Origin of the sequence: Amycolatopsis thermalba, from assembly GCF_003385215.1 — a bacterium.
GTDB lineage: Bacteria > Actinomycetota > Actinomycetes > Mycobacteriales > Pseudonocardiaceae > Amycolatopsis_E > Amycolatopsis_E thermalba.
This window is the reverse complement of record NZ_PQHW01000128.1, coordinates 1-18,532: the sequence shown is the minus strand read 5'-3', so window position 1 is coordinate 18,532 and position 18,532 is coordinate 1. Positions and strand designations below refer to the sequence as shown.

Here is an 18,532-nt window from a genome sequence, read left to right as displayed (position 1 = left end):
CAGCAACGACGGTTCCACCGCTTGTTCGACACGACCGGCCTGGACCGGTTCGACACGCTGCGCACCCTGGTCGGCGAGTACCGGGAGCACATGCACCAACGAGCCGGTGCACACCCGGCCGGCTTAGGGGTGCTCGGTGGCTTCAGGCCGGCCGGAGCGCATCAATCGGGATGTGTAGTATCCCCATTATGCGGATGAGCGAAGGCGTGGAATGGGGCTTGCACTGTTGCCTCGTCCTCGCCTGGCTCGACGACCTGGCACCGCTGCCCGTCGGCCGGCTCGCGGAAGTATTCGACCTGCCTCCCGAGTACCTGAAGAAGCAACTGCAACCCCTCGCCAAAGCGGGCATCCTCCGCTCCGAGGCAGGCGCACGCGGCGGCTACCGGCTCGACCGCACCCCCGAGACCATCAGCCTCATGGATGTCGTGACCGCGATCGAAGGCGGCACCGACCCGTTCCAGTGCACCGAGATCCGCAAGCGCGGGGCCGGGCGAGCCGGAGCACCCGAAGAGTTCGCGCACCCCTGTGGCATCTCGACGGCCATGCGCAGGGCCGAACTGGCCTGGCGGCGCGAGCTGGCGAACCAGACGCTCGCCGACCTCATCGCGAACACCCCGGCCACGGCCGAGCGGCGCACCCGCCGCTTCATCGAGCGCACCGCCTGAGCCTGCACCGCCCGGCGCGCCGGGCTTTTCTTGGAAGGAGAATCGGGACATTGGATATCTCGATAACTCGTCGTGACGGATCCTCGGCCGCCCCGCCGCACTCGGGCGGCCAGGTCTCCCTCTTGGCACTCGGCACGTTCGCCGTCGGCACCGACGCGTTCGTGGTGGCCGGGTTCCTGCCCGAGATGGCGGGCGAACTCGGCGTGACCGAAGCGACGGCGGGCTACTCGGTGACGGTCTTCGCGATCTGCTACGCGGTGTTCTCACCGCTGCTGGCGACGATCACCGCGACGGTGCCGCGCCGGCGCCTGCTGGTCGCGGCGCTGGTGGTGCTCGGGCTCGCCAACCTGGGTACCGCGTTCGCCCCGAACTTCGCGCTCCTCATGGCCTCTCGGGTGCTTGCCGCGCTCGGGGCGGCGGCATACACCCCGAACGCGGGCGCGGTCGCGTCGTCGCTCGTGAGTGCGGAACGACGCGGGCGGGCGCTCGCGCTGGTGGTGAGCGGACTGACCGTGGCGACGGCGATCGGCGTGCCGCTGGGCAACCTCGCCTCCCGCTTCCTGGGGTGGCGCAGCGCCCTGGGGCTGGTCGCGATGCTGTGCCTGCTGATCGGGGCTGGTCTGGCGATCCTCCTGCCGAAACTCGCGGGAGGAAACCGGGTGCCGCTGACCGAGCGGCTGGCGGTGCTGCGCAATTCGGGCGTGCGGATGATCCTGCCCGTGACCGTGCTCGGCATGGCTGCCGCATACACAGCCTACGCCTACGCGATCCCCGCGTTCGATGCCGCCGGAATCTCGCCCGATGCGGCTCAGTGGATGCTGTTCCTCTACGGGGCCGGAGCCGTTGCGGGTGCTCAGTCCTCGGGCAGGCTGACCGACAAGTTCGGCGGCACCAAGGTGCTGATCGTCGGGTACGCCGTGATGACGTGCACCCTGGTCGCGTTCGGCTCGCTGACCCTGGCACACGTGACGCTGCCGATTCTGGTCGGCGTGCTCGCCTTCACCTGGGGCGCGAGCAGCTGGTGCCAGACCCCGCCGCAGCAGCACCGCCTCATCGCCGCCGCGCCGGACGAAGCACCGCTCGTGATCGCGCTGAACTCCTCCGGCATCTACATCGGCATCGGGGTCGGCACATTCGTCGGCGGACTCGCCGGGGCCGGAAACGCCACCTGGATGTTCTTCTCGGGAGCCGTGATCGCCGTGATCGCAGGTGTGTTCCTGACCGTGACGGGACGGGTCGCACACCGCGGACAGCGGCAGTCTACGTGCTGAGCATCTCCGGGAACGCGGTGTGGCCGGCGGTCCGGGGGCCGGACGGTTTACCTCTCGCCCAAGAGTCTCAGTCGCTGCAGGATGCCCTGGACTCCCTTCAGGAGGTCGTCATCCGTCGGATCACCGGACTCGCGCAGCTCGGGATCGATCACGTAGTCATCGAGCAAGTAGAACACCTCCAGCAGCAAGCGCTCGAAATCCTCGCCGAGCAACTCCTCCCGCGGTCTTGCACGGCGTGCCGCGAGCCAGCGACGAGCGAAATCCGGAGCGGCGACCTCGCCGCTCGCGAAAGCCTCCATCAGCCGGATCTGTCCGGCGAGCACCGAACAGGGATCGACATCCCCTGGCGAGGCGATCACCGGCCGCGTGGCTTCCAGCCTGGCCGCCACGCCAGGCAAACCTGGAAAGACCTCACGCAGCCGTCCGGCTTCGCTCCCGAATCGGTTGCGAGCACGGTCAACGCCCCACGGGACAGCAGCGGCGAGGAATTCGGGAGTGCCCGCGATGAGGGAATACCCCTCGTCCGTGACCAGTAGCGCCCCGTCCAGCTCGGGCGTGGTCAACAAGATTCGGTTGCCCGGACGGATGGCGCGAGGCGTCAGATTCGCATCCACCTCGAGCATCTGCGGCAACCCCTCATCGTCCCCATTGAGCCGGCACACCAACACCGAAGGCGCACCGACGGCACGCGCACCGTCGGCCAGGCGCTCCAGAACCAGGTCGTCAACGCCGAACGGGGTGATGAAGGGGACACTCCGTTTGGCACCACGGTCCAGCCAGTCATGGGTGAACCACCGGTCGCTCCGCACGAGGAGCCGGACCAGCGCACCGACAGTCATGGGTTCGCCATCGACCACCACAGAAACCCCTGTTCCGGTATGTCCGTCAGCTGTTCCCAACCACCCCATCCTGGCCGAACGTGATCCGGACACCAGGCAGGCCGGCGCAGCAGCCGTGTCGAGGTCACTCGCGGTTCTTGCGCCGGGCCGCACCTTGGAGCCTGCGTCTGAAATTCCTGGGATCAGTGCCGCCGCTCTTGCCCGGTGACGGCCGGCCGCGCCGTGCCCGGTTCGAAGCGATCTTGCGCCAGCTCGCCAAGACCTCCGGCGGTTGGTCTCGCCGGAATCCTAACCCTCCTTGATCGTGGGAGCTGGATTGAGGCGCAGGCAGGTCGCGGCGGCGATGTCGGTGACCACGTTGAACGTCGCGTCGCGCGGTCCCCGGCGCCGGACGGCTCGCTGCTCGCGACGGTGTCGCCGGACGATCAGGCGCTGGTGCGGATCCAGGACAGCCGGGACGGCACGTGCCGCACCGAACTGCGCCTCGACGGGGAGGCGGCCGCGTGCAAGTGGCTGAGCGCCGACCGGCTGGCGATCGTGGGCGGGCGGGGCATCTACACCTTCGACTACCTGCGGTGACGTCCTCGTCGGCGCGTCACAGGCGCGTGCCGGTGAACGACGCCAGCTCGGCCAGCAACTCGTCCTGGAACCGTTCGTCCCGGGCCGCCGGGTGCGGCTCGCGGGGCTGCTGGTGGTACCAGTAGCCACCCGGTGGTGCGGGCGTCGTCGCTGGTGGCGAGCCATTCCTGGGTGCGGTGGCCGAGCCGGAGGTCGTCCGGGGCGCCCGGGCCGCCCATTTTCGTCGGCACCCAGCCCGGGTCGACCGCGTTGACGCGCACGCCCGGCGTTGTGGATCACCGCGTCCATCGTGCCGAGCGCGTTCACCTGCTCGGCGACGCCCCGCGTCTGCTCCACCTCGGCCAGATCCCCCACCACCGCCGCGGCGCCCCGGTCCAGCAGCGCCCGCACGGCGGTGAGGCGTTCGCGGCTGCGCGCGTGGAGCACGACGTCGTGTCCCTCGGCCAGGAGGGTCTGCGCGGCCGCGCGGCCGACGCCGTCCGCGGAACCGGTGATCAGGATCCGTGCCACGTCTCACCCTGCCACACCACACGAACGGGCGGTCGTCGGGCCAGTAAGGTTCGGGGCGCAGGACGGTGACGGAAGGGCGGCCATGAGCACGTTGCAGACTCTGGACCGGGGCCTGCGTGCGCTCGAGGTGATCTCCCAGTCGCCGAACGGGATCTCCGTCGCCGAGCTGGCGAAGGAACTCGACGTCCACCGGGCCATCTGCTACCGCATCGTCGCGACGCTCGAGGAGCACCTGCTCGTCGCGCGCACCGAGGACGGGTGGGTCCGGCTCGCGGTCGGGCTGGCCGTGCTGGCGTCGCGGTTCGCGCCGCAGTTCCACCTCGATGCCCGCCCGCTGCTCAAGGCGCTGGCCAACGAAACCCACGCGACCGCGTTCATCTCCGCCGCGGAGGGGCAGTCGTGCGTGGCCGAGCAGGTCGCCGAGCCCGACGACCAGGTGCTGACCGTCGGCTACCGGGTCGGCAGCAGGCATCCCCTCACCCGGGGCGCGGCCGGCCTCGCGATCCTCGCCCTGCGACCGGAGGAACCGGGCGAGCCCGAGGCCGTGCGCGTCGCCCGGCGCGACGGCTACAGCCTCACCCGCGGGGAGCTCGAACGCGGCGCGGTCGGCGTGGCCGCGGGCATCCGCGTGCCCGCCCGGCTGGGCACCGCCACCGCCGTGGAGCGATCGGTCGGCGTGGTCGCCATCGAAGGGCTGGACACCGAGACCGCCGCGCAAGCCGTGCTCCGCACCGCCCGGCAGCTGGAGCAGCTGCTCTCCGCCTGACGAACCTTGACGCCTCCCGCACCTCCCCTTACCCTCATCGCAGTTCGCTCAACGCGACACACTGTGCGTTATTGGTAAAACTCCTGGTAGGGCGAGAGGTAGCAGCATGAGCACGTGCCCGGTGTCGGCGAACGCGGCGGCGTTCGATCCGTTCGGCGAGGACTACCAGGCCGACCCGCCCGCCTCCCTGCGCTGGTCGCGCGACGAAGAGCCGGTGTTCTACAGCCCGTCGCTGGGCTACTGGGTGGTCACGCGCTACTCCGACGTCAAGGCGGTGTTCCGCGACAACGTCACGTTCTCGCCGTCGATCGCGCTGGAGAAGATCACCCCGGTCTCCGCGGAGGCCACCGCGACGCTGGCGAAGTACGGCTACGCGATGAACCGGACGCTGGTCAACGAGGACGAGCCGGAGCACATGCCGCGCCGCCGCCTGCTGATGGAGCCGTTCGCGCCGGAGCAGCTCGCCCACCACGAACCGATGGTGCGCCGCCTGGTCCGCGAATACGTCGACCGGTTCGCCGACAACGGCAAGGCGGACCTGGTCGACGAGCTGCTGTGGGAGGTTCCGCTCACCGTGGCGCTGCACTTCCTCGGCGTCCCCGAGGAGGACATGGCGACCCTGCGCCGGTTCTCCATCGCCCACACGGTCAACACGTGGGGCCGCCCCTCACCCGAACAGCAGGTCGAGGTGGCCGAGAACGTCGGCCGGTTCTGGCAGTACGCCGGAACCGTGCTGGACAAGCTGCGCGAGGACCCGTCCGGGCACGGCTGGATGCCCTACAGCATCCGCGCCCAGCGCGAGCACCCCGACGTCATCACCGACTCCTACCTGCACTCGATGATGATGGCCGGCATCGTCGCCGCCCACGAGACGACGGCCAACGCCGCCGCCAACGCGATCAAGCTCCTGCTGGAGAACCGCGTCGTGTGGGAGGAGATCTGCGCCGACCCGGGCCTCATTCCCGGCGCCGTCGAGGAATGCCTGCGCCACTCGGGTTCGGTCGCCGCCTGGCGCCGGCTCGTCACCCGGGACACCACGATCGGCGGCGTCCCGGTGCCGCGCGGCGCCAAGCTGCTCATCGTCAACTCCTCGGCCAACCGCGACGAGCGGCACTTCGACGACCCCGACGAGGTGGACATCCGCCGGGACAACGCCACCGACCACCTGACCTTCGGCTACGGCAGCCACCAGTGCCTGGGCCGGAACCTGGCCCGCATGGAGCTGCAGGTGTTCCTGGAGGAGCTGACCCGCCGCCTCCCGCACCTGGAACTCGTGCCCGGCCAGAAGTTCACCTACGTGCCCAACACCTCCTTCCGCGGCCCGGAACACCTGTGGGTGCAGTGGGATCCCGCCGCGAACCCCGAGCGGGCGGACCCGTCGATCCTCGAAGCCCGGCAACCCGTGCGCATCGGCGACCGTCCGAACCGCACGGTCAGCCACCGCGTCACCGTGCTGTCCGCCGAACGCGCCGCGGACGACGTGGTCGAGCTGACCCTGGCCGCCGCCGACGGGAAACCGCTGCCGAAGTGGTCCCCCGGCGCGCACGTGGACCTGGAACTCGGCGACGTGTCCCGGCAGTACTCGCTGTGCGGCGACCCGGCCGACCGCACGACCTACCGCATCGCCGTGCGGAAGGATCCGGACAGCCGCGGCGGTTCCCGGTACGTGCACGAGAACCTGCGGCCGGGCAGCACGCTGTCGCTGCGCGGGCCGCGCAACCACTTCCGGCTCGACCCGGCGGCGCGCCACTACGTCTTCGTGGCCGGCGGGATCGGCATCACGCCGATCATCGCGATGGCCGACCGCGTCAAGGCCACCGGCGGCAGCTACGAGCTGCACTACTGCGGCCGCCGGGCCTCCGCGATGGCGCTGCTCGACCGGTGCCGGCGCGACCACGGCGAACGGCTGCACGTCCACTGCGGCACCGAGGGAACCCGGCTCGACGTCGCCGCGCTGCTCGCCGAACCCGCCGAAGGCACGCAGATCTACGCCTGCGGGCCGGACCGCCTGCTCGCCGCCCTGGAGGACGCGAGCGCCCACTGGCCCGGCGACGCTCTGCACGTGGAGCACTTCACCACCACGCAACGGGTTCTGGACCCGGGCACCGAACACGCCTTCGACGTCGAGCTCGCCGGGTCGGGGCGCACGGTGCGGGTCGCCGCGGACCAGACCGTGCTCGCCGCGTTGCGGGCGGCCGGCGTCGACGTCCCGAGCGACTGCGAGGAAGGGCTCTGCGGAACCTGTGAGGTGCCGGTCCTCGGCGGCGAGGTGGACCACCGCGACGTGGTCCTGACCAAGTCCGAGCGGGCGGCGCACACGAAGATGATGACCTGCTGCTCACGGGCCCGCGGCGGGCGGATCACGCTCGGGCTCTGACTCTCTTTCGCGGACCTCGGAAAGGAACTGACAATGGTGTCACCAGTGGACCACGGCGTGCGGCCGTCCACGACCGGGTTCCGGCGCGTGCTCGCCGGCAGCATGGCCGGGGCGGTGCTGGAGTGGTACGACTTCGCCATCTACGGCGTGCTCGCCGCGACCGTGCTCGGCCCGCTGTTCTTCCCCGGCGGCAGCGGAGTGGTGCAACTGCTGCTCGCGCTCGCTACGCAGGGCCTCGGTTTCGTCGCGCGGCCACTGGGCGGCGTGGTGTTCGGCCACCTCGGTGACAAGTTCGGCCGCAAACCCATGCTGGTCACCACGTTCCTGCTGCTCGGCACGTCCACCGCGGCCATCGGGGTGCTGCCCACCTACCACCAGATCGGCATCTGGGCGACCGTGCTCCTGGTCGTGCTGCGCATGACGCAGGGATTCGCCCTCGGCGGCGAGTTCGGCGCCGCGGTCCTGATGGTGAGCGAGTACGGCGAGCCGAAGCGGCGCGGGTTCTGGGCGTCCTGGCCGCAGGCGGGGGCGCCGCTGGGCACGGTGCTCGCGACCGTCGTGGTCACCGTGATCGCCGCGCTGTTCCCCGGCGACGCGTTCGACGAGTGGGGCTGGCGGGTGGCGTTCCTGGTCGCCGTCCCGCTGCTGGTGATCGGGTTCTGGATCCGCCGCAGCGTCGAAGAGTCGCCGGTGTTCCAGGCCGCGCAGGCCGGGGCCGAGCAGCGCGCCGCGCGGCAGAAGAAGTCGAGCGTGCTGGAAGCCCTGTCCCGGCCCCGTCCCGTGCTGCACGGCCTGGGCATGCGGCTCGGCGAGAACATCGCGTTCTACATCTACACCGTGTTCGTGATCGCCTACGCGACCAGGTACTTCGGCTACTCGCGCGGGGATGTGGTCCTGGCCGTGACGTTCGCGTCGGTGTGCCAGTTCGCGGGCATGATCGGCGGCGGGCACTGGTCCGACCGCGTCGGCCGCAAGACCGCGATGCTCGTGCCCGCCGTCGCGCTGGTGGTGTGGGCGCCGGTGTTCTTCTGGATGGTGCAGACCTCCAGCGTGCCGATGCTGTGGCTGGGTGTCTGCGTGGGCGCGTTGTTCCACGGCATGCTCGCCGGGCCGGAGGCCGCGTGGATCACCGAGCTGTTCCCGACCCGCTACCGCTACGCCGGCTCCTCACTGGTGTTCCAGGGCTCGTCGATCGTCGCCGGGGCGCCGGCGCCGCTGATCGCGGTGTGGCTCATCGACAGCTTCGGCGCCGGCACGGTCATCGGCTACCTCGTGCTCACGATGGCGATCACCGTGGTCGCCGTGGCGACCAGCCGCGAAACGAAGGGCGTGGACCTGGACCGCGTCGGCTGACCGGAGCCGTCCCCACCGGGGCGCCCCGGTGGGGACGGCTGCCGTCGTCACGCGGCGACGACGTCCAGTGCCGTGTGGACGATCTCGGCCGCGGCGGCGGGATCGGCGGCCAGTGCGCGGCGTCAGGCCCTCCGGTTGCTCAGCACCAGCGTGCCCGCCGCCATGAACATTCCGCCGTTGCCCTGCACCACGCTGATCTCGGCGCCCGGCACCTGCGCCGCGGCCTGGCCGCGCAGCTGCCGCACCGATTCCTGGATCAGGAACATCCCGTACATCCCCGTGTGGGTGTACGACAGGCCGCCCCCGTTGGTGTTCATCGGCAGGCGTCCGCCCGGCTCGGTGTGCCCCTCCGCGATGAACGCGCCCGCCTCGCCGCGCGGGAGGAAACCCAGGTCCTCCAGGCCGTAGATCGGGACGTGCGCGAACGCGTCGTAGATCATCAGGTGGTCGACGTCGCCGTGGGTGATGCCGGCCTCGGCGAACGCCTCGGCGCTGGAACGGCGGAACGCGGCCGACGTGGTGAAGTCGGCCATCTGCGAGATCAGCGGCGACTCGAACGTCTCCCCCGTGCCGAGGATGTGCACCGGCGGCCGCGGCAGGTCCCGCGCCCGCTCGGCGGAGGTGATCACCAGCGCCCCGCCACCATCGGTGACCAGGCAGCACTCCAGCAGGTGCAGCGGGTAGGAGATCATTCGCGACGCCAGCACGTCCTCGACGGTGATGGGGTCGCGGTAGCGGGCCCGCGGGTTCCGCGCCGCCCACTTCCGCTGCGCCACGGCGACCGAGGCCAGCTGTTCGGCGGTCAGCCCGAACTCCTTCATGTACCGCAGCAGCGGGATGGTGAACATGCTCGGCGGCCCGGTCACCCCGTACGGCACCTCGAACTGGGCGTTCGGGCTCGACGCGGGGAACGCGCCGCGCGCCGCCCCGACCCGGGACTTGCCCGACTCGCCGTGGGTGACCAGCACGGTCGCGGCGTGCCCGGCCCGGATCGCCTCGACCGCGTGCCGCACGTGCAGCAGGAACGACGTCCCGCCGACGCCGGTGCCGTCGATCCACCGGGGCCGGACGCCCAGCGCGTCCGCCACCTGGATCGGGCCGGGCGCCGACACGCTCGCGATGCCGTCGATGTCCGTCATCCGCAGCCCGGCGTCGGCCACCGCGTTGCGCGCGCCCTCCACGTGCAGCCGCATGGTGGAATGACCGGGCAGCACGCCGATCTCGTCGGTCTCGGCCGCGCCCGCGATCACCACGTCCATCACCGCGCCTCCGTCCCGGCCGGGGTGAACTGGGGAATCGTGACGTCACCGCGGGTTTCGAAGGTGACCCGCAGGTCCATGTCGAGCACCAGGTTGTCCGGGGTGCTGGCGATGCCGACGATGTTCGCCATCATCCGCGGCCCCTCCGCCAGCTGCACCACCGCGATCGCGTAGGGCACGTCCTGCTCGAAGCCGGGCGCCGGCCGGTGGGTGATGGTGTAGGAGTACAGCGTGGCCCGGCCGCTGGTGGTGAACCACTCGAGCGACGCCGAGGCGCAGAACGGGCAGCACGGGCGCGGGTAGAAGAACGGTTCGCCGCAGTCGAGGCAGCGCTGGATCCGCAGCTCGCCCCGGGCGGCGGCGTCGAAGAAGGGCTGGGTTTCCGGGGTGGGCACCGGAACGGGTTTTCGGCCGGGCATGTCGCTCCTCTGTGGACGGTTCAGCGGCCGAGCAGCGGCCCGAAGGCCTGCTCGATCCGCGCGGCCAGGACGTCGGGGTCCCACGGTCCGGTGCCGGCGATCCGGCTGACCGGTTCCGGGTTGTTGTAGAGCGCGACCTGGTAGCCGGCCGCGTGCAGGATCCGCCCGGTGATCCAGCCGGATGCGGCGCCGGCGAGGTAGGCCACCAGCGGAGCCACGTTGTCCGGCGAATGCTCGTCGCCGGCGGGCGCGCGGCGCCGCTCGCCGGGGATGGAGGCGGTCATCCGGGTGGCGGCGCCGGGCGAGACCGCGTTGACCGTGACGCCGTAGCGGGCCAGCGCGCGGGCGCTGGAATAGGTCAGCCCGACGACGCCCATCTTGGCCGCGGCGTAGTTGGGCTGGCCGGGCGCGCCGTGCAGCCCGGAGACGGAGGTGAAGTTGATGATCCGGTTGTGCGCGCCGCTCTCCCCCAGCGCGCGCCAGTGCGCCGCCGCGAACTTGGTGGTGTTGAAGGTGCCCGTGAGGTGCACCCGGATCACGTCGTCCCACTCGCGCTCGGTCATGTTGAAGACCATCCGGTCGCGCAGGATGCCGGCCACGTTCACCAGGACGTCCAGCCGGCCGAACTCGGTGATCGCGGTGCCGACCAGTTTTTCCGCCGCCGCGTGGTCGGCGACGTCGGAGGTGTCGGCGACGGCCGTGCCGCCGGAGCCGGCGATCTCCTCGGCGACCGCGGCCGCGAGCGCGGTGTCCGCGCCCGACCCGTCCAGCCCGGTACCGAGATCGTTGACCACCACCCGCGCCCCTTCGCGGGCCAGCAGCCGCGCCACCGCCGCGCCGATTCCCCGGCCGGCTCCGGTGACGATCGCGACCCGTCCGTCCAGGCGTCCCATGCCGTCCCGCCTTCCGATACCAGGTTTTAGAACTCGGTTCTGGAATGACCTTCGGCCTCGGTGGAGGCGCTTGTCAAGGGCTTGACACCGATCGCCGGGCGCGCCTCTAATAGACGAACTGAATTCTAGTATTCGTGTCCGGTCCACCTGGTCGTGAGACAACCCCGGCGCGGCAACGTCGCCGCAGCGAGGAGAACGGGCCCATGTCATCCAACCCCGACGTGGCCGGACCCGGGCCGGTGAACGAGAGCCGGAGCAGCGCGGACGCCACTCGGCGCCGGTCTGGACCAGCCGGCCGTCACGACGGAGAACTCCGCCCGCGGCGCGCAGGCACCCGGACGGCGGGACCCCGGCGACTCCGGCGCGCTCGTGGTCAGCGACGCCCGGGCGGTGGAGCCGGATTCCGGGGACACCCTCGCCACCTCGCGCAGCGCGGTCTTCATCCGCGGCGAAGGCGGGCCGCGTGGTCCGGTGACGGACCGGCCGGAACCGGCACGGCCGCCGGACCACCGCGTCACCCACCGCACCCGACCCCGGCGGGCCGCATCCAGACGGGCAAGGTACGCACAGAAGGGTCGAGCCCATGAGGTTGTTGCCGATACGCGAGCTGGACGAATACCCCACCGGCGCCCGCCGGATGCGGATCCTCACCATGGCCGTGCTCGCGATCCTCGTCGGGTCGTACGAGGCGCAGATCGCCCCCGTCGTCCCGCTGCTGCTCGAGGATCTGGACATGTCGCTGGCCACCTACGGGCTGGTGTCGGCGGCGGGAGTGCTGGCCGGGGCGCTGGCCTCCGCGGTCGGCGGCAGGCTGACCGACCACCTGGGGCGGGTGCGCCTGCTGGTGCCGCTGATGTTCTGCACCGCGGTGTGCTGCTTCCTGATGGTCCTGGTGCACTCCCCCACCCAGCTGCTGCTGGTCCGCGTCGTGCTCTCCATTGTGGACGGTATGGCGATGGCGGGCACCGCGCCGCTGGTGCGGGACTTCTCGCCGCGGATGGGCCGCGCGCAGGCCTTCGGGTTCTGGACCTGGGGCCCGGTCGGGGCGAACTTCCTGGCCGCCGCGGTCGCCGGCGCGACGCTGCCGCTGTTCGACGACGACTGGCGGTCCCAGTTCGTGATCATGGGCGCGTTCTCGCTGGTGATCTCGGTGGTGATCATGTTCAACATCGCCGACCTGTCCCCCGAGCTGCGGGCGCGGATCCAGCAGAGCGAGCGGCAGGCCATCGACGTCGGACGGGCCGGCCCGCCGCGGGCCAGGGAGCTGTTCCGGCACCGCAACATCTGGGCGCACGTCGTCGGCATCTCGCTGTGGCTGGTGATGTACCTGACGCTGTCGCTGTTCGGTCAGACGATGCTGGCCGCCGCGTTCGACCTGTCGGCCTCCACCGCGTCCGGGATCATGTCCGCGTTCTGGGTGCTCAACCTGCTCACACTCGTGGTGATCGGGCGGGTGTCGGACCGGTTGCAGCTGCGCAAACCCATCTGCATCGCCGGTTCGGTGGTGGCCGTGCTCGTCACCGGCTACCTGATCCTGCTCATGGGCGACCCGGGCGTGTCCCACGTGCACCTGATGATCACCGGGGCCCTGCTCGGCGGGGCGCTCGGCGTCGCGTACGGGCCGTGGATGGCGAACTACTCGGAGGACGCCGAGGACGTCGACCCGCGCCTGCAGGGCAGCGCCTGGGGTCTCTACGGGGCGCTGTCGAAGGTGATGGCGGTGATCGTGCTGTTCGTCGTCCCGCACCTCGTGGAGGCGGCGAGCTGGCGGACCTGGCTGGGGATCGCGGCGTTCTGCCTGCTGCTGTTCATCCCGGCGGCCTTCGCCTTCCACGGCCCGTGGCGGGCGCACCGGGGCCGCGCGGTGGCGCCGGCCGCCCCACTGGAGCGGAGCGCGAACTAGCTCAGCCGAGGCGGTAGCCGAAGACGGACGAAGGGTGTTCAAGATCGGTTTGTGACGGCCGGCTTGAACACCCTTCTGACCGCGCTCTGTCTCAAGATCGACGACTGCTGCCTGGGCGGCGTCGGATGGACGGAGCCGCCGAAGCTCACCGACCTGTGGACCGACGACGCCTGGATCATCGACCGCCTCGGTCGCGCGCGGACGCACCCTGCCCACCGTGAAGCGCCCGGAACCGGGCGGCTGGGCCAAAGTACGGCTACTGCCGCTCGCACCCGCGCTGATCATCGCCGACAAGGGCGACGTCTCCCGAGAACTCGACCACCACGCACCAAACAAGGGCCTCGCCGTCCACATCCCCAACGCCACTGGCCCTGACCGCCTTCGACGCTGACAGAGTTGCGCATTACTCGTCCAGCTCAGCCGAGACCGGCCGGTCGCGCGAGGTCGCGGCCGGCTGGTTCCGCGCGGCGGCCCCCGGCGGAGGTCAGCACCGCCACCACCGAGATCGCGGTCATCACGCCCAGCGCGAGCCGGTAGCCGGTGACCAGCAGGCCGACCTCCGCCGGGTGGAGCCGGGACAGCGTGCCCGCGAAGACCGACGGCCGCAGCGCCGCCGGGAGCGGGCTGGTCACCAGGGACAGCGCGAGCGCGGTGCTCATCACCACGCCGGTGTTCTGCACCATCAGCCGCATGGCGTTGACGATGCCGACGCGGTGCGGCGGGAGTTCGTCCAGCAGGGCGGTGGTGTTGGCGGGCATGAACATCCCGGACCCCGCGCCGATGAGGACCAGCGCGACGCAGACCGGCGCGTAGGAGCCGTCCGCGGAGACGACGGCCAGCAGCACCGCCAGCCCCGCGGTGCCGGTCACGGTGCCCAGCGCGGCCGCGGCCCGCGCGCTCATCCGCGCGTGCAGCGGCCCGGCGCAGGCCGAGGCGATCATCGCCGCCACCGGCAACGGCAGCACCCTCAGCCCGGCCGACACCGGGTCCTCGCCGTGCACGGCCTGGTAGAACAACGCGACCAGCAGCACCACCGCCATCCTCGCCACCGTGTTGAGGAACGAGGCGAGCAGGCCCAGGGCGAACACGCGATCGGCGAACAGCCGGACGTCGACCACCGGGTGCGGGCTGCGCCGTTCCACCACCGCGAACACCGGCACGAGCACGGCGAACAGCACCACCCCGGCCAGCACGACCGGGTCCGCCCAGCCCCGCTCACCGGCCTGCGACAGCCCGAACAGCAGCCCGCCCAGCGACACCAGCACCAGCAGGTTGCCGGGCACGTCGAGGCCCCGGTCCTGGCCGGCGCCACCGGTGCGGCGCAGCGTCACCGCTCCCCAGGCCAGGCAGGCCACGCCGAGCGGGACGTTGAACCAGAACACCCACTGCCACCCGAACCGGTGGGTGAGGAACCCGCCCAGCGTGGGGCCGATCAGCTGGGCGACGGAGAACGACGCGATGTAGACGCCCATGCCGCGGCCGAGGTGGCGGCGCGGGAACGCGTCGGTGAGGATCGCGGCGCTGTTGGTCAGCAGCATCGCCCCGCCCGCGGCCTGCACCACCCGCAGCCCGACGAGCCACCACGCGCCCGGCGAGAACCCCAGCAGCAGGCTCGCCCCGGTGTAGGTGGCCAGCCCGCACAGGTACAGCGTCCGGCGCCCGAACAGGTCGGCCAGCCGTCCGAACACGACCATCAGCACGGTGTTGGCGAGCATGAACGACAGCAGCATCCAGCTCGCGGCCGCGGCCCCGGCGTGGAAGTGCCGCACCACCTCGGGCAGCGCCACGTTGAGGGAACTGCTGCCCAGCGCGGTCACGATGCTCGCCATGCTCACCACGGACAGCGCCCGCCAGGCGTAGCGGAGCCGCTCCCGTTCGGCCGGCTCGGACACGGGTCGCCTCCCGAGGTAATCCTAGAATCTCATTCGAGACTAGGCAGCGGCCCCGGGCCGCGTCACCCGGCAAACGGGTTGATCGGCAGGGCGGTTCACCCCGGCGGATCCGAAATGTCCACTCCGGACTCAGACGTCGAGCGGGTTGAGCCGCCGGATGAGCACGATGGCGGCCTCGGCGATCCGGTTGGCCTCGCGCTTGGACGACGACGTCGCGATCTCGCGCCCGGCCTCGCCGATGATGCTGGTCAGCACCGCTACGGTGAGCCGGTCGACCGAGCTGGTGCCCGCGCCGAGCAGCACCGCGTTCTGCCGGACCCATTCCCGGCCGCGGGTGCGGCGGATCAGCTCGAACCCGGGCGGGCCGCCGCCGTCCATGAACAGCCGGGACAGGTCGCGGCGCTGCCACGAGCCCTCGAGGAAGGCGCGGGCGCCCACGATGAACAGCTCCAGCGGATCCTCTTCGCCGTTCGCGCGCGCCTTGGCCACCGCGGCCGCCGCCGCGTGCTCGTGCGCGGACTGGTGGTCCTCCCACAGCGCGAGGAACAGCTCGGTCTTGCCGCCGAAGTGGTGGTAGAGGCTGCCGACGCTGGAGTCGGCGCGGCGCACCACCTCGGCGATGCTCGCGTCGGCGAAGCCCTGCTCGCAGAAGACCTCGCGGGCGGCGTGGAGCATCACCCGCCGGGTTTCCGCGGTCCGGCTCCACTGCCAGGCGTTGCCGCTCGCCTTGCGCGCCATCCCCGCCTCCTCGCTGTCGCCGAACAGGTTACCGGACAGGATCGGGTGACGGTCTTGACACGCATCGCGTCCGGCACGCAGTCTGAACATATTCCTAGAGTTCGGTTCTAGAAATTTGCCGCCGGACATCGCAGAGAGGACCGCGTCGATGGTCGACTTCTCGCTCAGCACCGAGGAACGCCAGATCCGCGACACCGTACGGACATTCGTCGACCGCGAGGTCGTCCCGCTCGAACCGGAGGTCCTGCGCAACGAGCGCGCCGGGCGTCCCGGGCTGGACCCCGGGGTGCTGACCGAGCTGCGGGCCAAGGCCCGCAAGGCCGGTTTCTGGGGCGTCAACACGCCCGAGGAGTACGGCGGGATGAACCTCGGCGCCGTGATGGCCGCGATCGTCGCCATGGAGACCGGGCGCACGTTCGTCCCGTTCAGCTTCGGCGGCACCGCGGACAACATCCTCTACTTCGCCAACGAGGAGCAGAAGCAGCGCTACCTCATCCCGACGATCGAGGGCGAGCGCCGGTCCTGCTTCGCGATCACCGAACCCGGCGCGGGGTCCGACGCCCGCAACATCCGGACCCGGGCCGTGCGCGACGGCGGCGACTGGGTGATCAACGGCGAGAAGGTGTTCATCACCGGCGGCAACGAAGCCGACTTCGTGATGGTGTTCGCCGTGACCGACCCGGACAAGGGCGCGAACGGCGGCGTCACCTGCTTCCTGGCCGACCGCGACATGGGCTGGAAGTCCGAGCCGATCCCCACCATGGGGCAGTGGGGCCCGGCGTCGCTGGTGTTCGACGACGTCCGCGTCCCGGCCGCGAACGTCCTCGGCGAGGTCGGCCGCGGCTTCGAGCTGGCGATGCGCTGGATCGGCCAGGGCCGCTACCTCATCCCGGCCCGCGCGATCGGCTCGGCCGAGCGGATGCTGCGGATGGCGATCGACTACGCCAGGATCCGGCACTCGATGGGCCGCCCGATCGCCGACTACCAGGCCATCCAGTGGCAGATCGCGGACTCCCAGGTGGAGATCGAATCCACCAAGTGGCTCACGCTGTACGCGGCCTGGCGGGTCGAGACCGGCCTGGACGCCCGCCACGCCTCCTCGATCGCCAAGCTCCACGGCGCGCTGATGGCCAACCAGGTGGTCGACCGGGTGCTGCAGATCCACGGCGGCATGGGCTACACCAAGGAACTGCCGATCGAACGGTGGTACCGCGAGCTGCGGCTGCTGCGCATCTTCGAGGGCACCGACGAGATCCAGCGCCGCACCATCGCCCGCAACCTGCTGAAGGGGCACGCGCGCCTCGGCGGGATCGGGGAGTGACCGGATGACGCGATCGCTGCGTGAGCTGTTCCGGCCCAGCTCCATCGCGCTCGTCGGCGCCACCGACAAGTCCGGGTGGTCGCTGTCGGCCTTCCAGAACCTGCGGGACCACGAGTTCGCGGGCAAGGTGTACCTGGTCAACCCGCGCACCGAGGTGGTGCACGGCGAGACGGCCCACCGCAGCCTGTCCGGCATCGGCGAGCCGGTCGACCTGGCGTTCGTCATGGTGCCCACGACCGCGGTGCTGTCCGTGCTGCGGGAGGGCGCCGGGCTCGGCATCCGCAACTACGTCGTGCTCACCGCGGGGTTCGGCGAGACCGGGCCGGCGGGCAAACGGCTCGAGGACGAGATCGTGGCGTTCGCGGTCGAGCACGGGCTGACCGTCCTCGGTCCCAACGGCAACGGCTACATCAACGCCGCGGGCCGGACCACGCCCTACGGCCTGCCCATCCCCGCGCCGCTGCTGCCCGGCCCGGTGGGCGTCGTGTTGCAGAGCGGCGCGCTGGCCAGTTCGGTGCTGAGCTTCGCCCAGGCGCGCAACGTCGGGCTGAGCCTGCTCACGTCGATGGGCAACGAGGCGATGGTCTCGGTGACCGACGTGATGTCGTACCTGGTGGACGATCCCGGCACCAGGGTGATCGCGTTGTTCCTGGAGTCGGTGCGGCACCCGGCCGAGTTCGCCCGGGTCTGCCTGCGCGCCGCCCGCGCCGGGAAACCCGTGGTCGCGCTGAAGATCGGCACCAGCGCGCTGGCCTCGCACACCGCGCAGGCGCACACCGGCGCGCTGGTCGGCGACGACCGGGTGATCGACGCCGCGTTCCGCCGGTTCGGGGTCCTGCGCGTGCACTCGCTGGAGGACCTGATCATCACCGCCGGGCTGCTGGCTTCGGTGGGCCGGATCGACGGGCGGCGGCTCGGCGTGGTGACGCCGTCCGGCGGGGCGTCGGAGATCATCGCGGACCGGGCCGAGCAGGAGGGCCTGGAGCTGCCCGCGTTCGCGCCGGACACGGTGGCGCGGCTGACCGGGATCGTGCCCGGGTTCGCGACCGTGCAGAACCCGCTGGACGTCACCGGGTACGTGGTGGTGGACCGGACCCTGCTGGGCCGGGCGCTGGAGGTGGTGGCCGAGGACCCGGGGATCGACGCGGTGCTGCTGCTCAACGACCTGCCCCGGGTCGCGCCCGCCGATCCGTCGGTGACGTTGCAGATCGCGGGGGCGACCGCGGAGCGGATCCGCCGGTCCCGGGTGCCGGTCGTCGTGGTCAGCAACGTGCTCACCGACATCACCGAGTTCGGCCGCCACGTGCAGGCCCAGACCGGCTTCCCGTACGTGGCGGGCGGCATCGAGCACGGCATGACCGCGATCGGCCACGTCGTGCGGTGGTCGGAGGCGGTGCGGCAAGTGCGTGACGTGGCGCCGGCGGCAGTTGTGGAACCCCCGGCGGCCGGGCCGGGTGAGGTCTGGGCCGAGCACCGGGCGGCGGGGCTGCTCGCCGGGCACGGCATCCCGGTCGTGCCCGCGGAACTGGCCGCGGGCGAGGCGGAAGCGGTCGCCGCGGCCGAGCGGTTCGGGTACCCGGTGGTGCTCAAGGCGGCGGCGGACGGGCTCGGGCACAAGAGCGACATCGGGGGCGTGCGGCTGGGGCTGACCGGGCCGGACGAGGTGCGGGCGGCGCACCGCGAGGTGCTCGCCGCGCTGCGCGACCGCGGCCACCTGGACGCGGCCACCCTGGTCCAGCCGCAGCGC

16 protein-coding genes and 1 pseudogene are annotated in these 18,532 nt (G+C 71.4%); 10 read left to right on the top strand and 7 right to left on the bottom strand.

What is annotated here, in order from left to right; genetic code table 11:
• Positions 1–188 precede the first annotated feature (188 nt).
• Positions 189–665 (top strand): RrF2 family transcriptional regulator, encoded by a 477-nt coding sequence (locus D0D15_RS31960; RefSeq protein WP_094005034.1) that lies wholly within the window; start codon positions 189–191, stop codon positions 663–665.
• Positions 666–787: 122 nt separating this feature from the next.
• Positions 788–1,936, top strand: a complete 1,149-nt coding sequence (locus D0D15_RS31955; protein ID WP_233157208.1) for an MFS transporter — start codon at positions 788–790, stop codon at positions 1,934–1,936.
• A 47-nt stretch (positions 1,937–1,983) separates the two neighbouring features.
• Here D0D15_RS31955 and D0D15_RS31950 read toward each other — a convergent pair whose 3' ends face one another.
• Positions 1,984–2,796, bottom strand: coding sequence for a colicin immunity domain-containing protein (locus D0D15_RS31950; protein ID WP_094005036.1), 813 nt, complete (start codon positions 2,794–2,796; stop codon positions 1,984–1,986).
• A 390-nt stretch (positions 2,797–3,186) separates the two neighbouring features.
• On the opposite strand from D0D15_RS31950, the gene D0D15_RS36155 reads away from it, so the two are divergent.
• Positions 3,187–3,354: a hypothetical protein gene (locus tag D0D15_RS36155; RefSeq protein ID WP_158224417.1), complete on the top strand. Its 168-nt coding sequence runs from the start codon at positions 3,187–3,189 to the stop codon at positions 3,352–3,354.
• A gap of 309 nt (positions 3,355–3,663) precedes the next feature.
• On the opposite strand, the pseudogene D0D15_RS37385 reads toward D0D15_RS36155, so the two are convergent.
• A pseudogene (locus D0D15_RS37385) lies at positions 3,664–3,864 on the bottom strand (SDR family NAD(P)-dependent oxidoreductase); the annotation flags it as partial.
• 82 nt (positions 3,865–3,946) lie between these two features.
• On the opposite strand from D0D15_RS37385, the gene D0D15_RS31940 reads away from it, so the two are divergent.
• From D0D15_RS31940 to D0D15_RS31930, 3 genes are all read left to right on the top strand, one after another.
• Positions 3,947–4,630 (top strand): IclR family transcriptional regulator, encoded by a 684-nt coding sequence (locus D0D15_RS31940; RefSeq protein WP_115944981.1) that lies wholly within the window; start codon positions 3,947–3,949, stop codon positions 4,628–4,630.
• Between the two features lie 106 nt (positions 4,631–4,736).
• Entirely contained in the window at positions 4,737–7,007 is a 2,271-nt protein-coding gene (locus D0D15_RS31935) for a cytochrome P450/oxidoreductase (protein WP_094005038.1), read from the top strand.
• Between the two features lie 33 nt (positions 7,008–7,040).
• Complete coding sequence (locus D0D15_RS31930; protein ID WP_094005039.1) at positions 7,041–8,360, top strand: MFS transporter; 1,320 nt, start codon at positions 7,041–7,043, stop codon at positions 8,358–8,360.
• Positions 8,361–8,482: 122 nt separating this feature from the next.
• On the opposite strand, the gene D0D15_RS31925 is transcribed toward D0D15_RS31930, so the two are convergent.
• The 3 genes from D0D15_RS31925 to D0D15_RS31915 are packed head-to-tail and all read right to left on the bottom strand — an operon-like array spanning position 8,483 to position 10,931.
• A complete protein-coding gene (locus D0D15_RS31925; protein ID WP_094005040.1) occupies positions 8,483–9,619 on the bottom strand; it encodes an acetyl-CoA acetyltransferase in 1,137 nt (378 codons plus the stop codon).
• Entirely contained in the window at positions 9,619–10,038 is a 420-nt protein-coding gene (locus tag D0D15_RS31920) for a Zn-ribbon domain-containing OB-fold protein (RefSeq protein WP_094005041.1), read from the bottom strand. Before D0D15_RS31920 ends, D0D15_RS31925 begins: the two co-directional genes overlap by 1 nt.
• A gap of 20 nt (positions 10,039–10,058) precedes the next feature.
• A complete protein-coding gene (locus D0D15_RS31915; RefSeq protein WP_094005042.1) occupies positions 10,059–10,931 on the bottom strand; it encodes an SDR family NAD(P)-dependent oxidoreductase in 873 nt (290 codons plus the stop codon).
• Positions 10,932–11,514: 583 nt separating this feature from the next.
• Here D0D15_RS31915 and D0D15_RS31910 point away from each other — a divergent pair.
• Together D0D15_RS31910 and D0D15_RS36150 are read left to right on the top strand one after the other, a co-directional pair.
• Positions 11,515–12,834, top strand: a complete 1,320-nt coding sequence (locus D0D15_RS31910; protein ID WP_094005043.1) for an MFS transporter — start codon at positions 11,515–11,517, stop codon at positions 12,832–12,834.
• A gap of 217 nt (positions 12,835–13,051) precedes the next feature.
• Positions 13,052–13,225 carry a hypothetical protein gene (locus D0D15_RS36150; RefSeq protein WP_158224418.1) on the top strand — a complete coding sequence of 58 codons (174 nt, stop codon included), beginning with the start codon at positions 13,052–13,054 and terminating at the stop codon, positions 13,223–13,225.
• Between the two features lie 25 nt (positions 13,226–13,250).
• On the opposite strand, the gene D0D15_RS31905 is transcribed toward D0D15_RS36150, so the two are convergent.
• Together D0D15_RS31905 and D0D15_RS31900 are read right to left on the bottom strand one after the other, a co-directional pair.
• A complete protein-coding gene (locus tag D0D15_RS31905) occupies positions 13,251–14,726 on the bottom strand; it encodes an MFS transporter (RefSeq protein WP_198958193.1) in 1,476 nt (491 codons plus the stop codon).
• Positions 14,727–14,855: 129 nt separating this feature from the next.
• Complete coding sequence (locus tag D0D15_RS31900) at positions 14,856–15,464, bottom strand: TetR/AcrR family transcriptional regulator (protein ID WP_094005044.1); 609 nt, start codon at positions 15,462–15,464, stop codon at positions 14,856–14,858.
• Between the two features lie 148 nt (positions 15,465–15,612).
• On the opposite strand from D0D15_RS31900, the gene D0D15_RS31895 reads away from it, so the two are divergent.
• Together D0D15_RS31895 and D0D15_RS31890 are read left to right on the top strand one after the other, a co-directional pair.
• Positions 15,613–16,785, top strand: coding sequence for an acyl-CoA dehydrogenase family protein (locus D0D15_RS31895; protein ID WP_094005045.1), 1,173 nt, complete (start codon positions 15,613–15,615; stop codon positions 16,783–16,785).
• Positions 16,786–16,789: 4 nt separating this feature from the next.
• On the top strand, positions 16,790–18,532 hold a 1,743-nt coding region (locus D0D15_RS31890), incomplete at its 3' end, for an acetate--CoA ligase family protein (RefSeq protein WP_115944980.1).

Coding starts and splice junctions, on each gene's coding strand:
- D0D15_RS31940 (WP_115944981.1), top strand. CDS start 3,947: ATGAGCACGTTGCAGACTCTGGACCGGGGCCTGCGTGCGCTCGAGGTG.
- D0D15_RS31900 (WP_094005044.1), bottom strand. CDS start 15,464: ATGGCGCGCAAGGCGAGCGGCAACGCCTGGCAGTGGAGCCGGACCGCG.
- D0D15_RS31910 (WP_094005043.1), top strand. CDS start 11,515: ATGAGGTTGTTGCCGATACGCGAGCTGGACGAATACCCCACCGGCGCC.
- D0D15_RS31960 (WP_094005034.1), top strand. CDS start 189: ATGCGGATGAGCGAAGGCGTGGAATGGGGCTTGCACTGTTGCCTCGTC.
- D0D15_RS31895 (WP_094005045.1), top strand. CDS start 15,613: ATGGTCGACTTCTCGCTCAGCACCGAGGAACGCCAGATCCGCGACACC.
- D0D15_RS31915 (WP_094005042.1), bottom strand. CDS start 10,931: ATGGGACGCCTGGACGGACGGGTCGCGATCGTCACCGGAGCCGGCCGG.
- D0D15_RS31925 (WP_094005040.1), bottom strand. CDS start 9,619: ATGGACGTGGTGATCGCGGGCGCGGCCGAGACCGACGAGATCGGCGTG.
- D0D15_RS31930 (WP_094005039.1), top strand. CDS start 7,041: ATGGTGTCACCAGTGGACCACGGCGTGCGGCCGTCCACGACCGGGTTC.
- D0D15_RS31920 (WP_094005041.1), bottom strand. CDS start 10,038: ATGCCCGGCCGAAAACCCGTTCCGGTGCCCACCCCGGAAACCCAGCCC.
- D0D15_RS31935 (WP_094005038.1), top strand. CDS start 4,737: ATGAGCACGTGCCCGGTGTCGGCGAACGCGGCGGCGTTCGATCCGTTC.